Below are 209 nucleotides of genomic sequence, written 5' to 3'. Positions count from 1 at the left end.
TTCACCGGCCACACCGGCCCGGTCTGGGCGGTGGTGGTGTCGCCGGATGGTCGGCAGATCGTCAGTGGTGGCGAGGACAGGTCGGTGCGGGTCTGGGACCGTGCGAGTGGGGTGGAGCAGGTGGTGCTCACCGGCCACACCGGCCCGGTCAACGCGGTGGCGGTTACTCCGGATGGTCGGCAGATCGTCAGTGGTGGCAGGGATGGGTC

1 protein-coding gene is annotated in these 209 nt (G+C 69.9%); it reads left to right on the top strand.

What is annotated here, in order from left to right; genetic code table 11:
• A partial coding sequence (locus tag MXD59_RS26200) for a WD40 repeat domain-containing protein (RefSeq protein WP_372512215.1) occupies positions 1 to 209 on the top strand: 209 nt, incomplete at both ends.

It is taken from the genome of Frankia umida (assembly GCF_023242945.1).
Classification (GTDB): Bacteria; Actinomycetota; Actinomycetes; order Frankiales; family Frankiaceae; genus Frankia; species Frankia umida.
The sequence above is the reverse complement of the archived record's forward strand: the minus strand, read 5'-3'. Positions and strand labels throughout refer to the sequence as shown.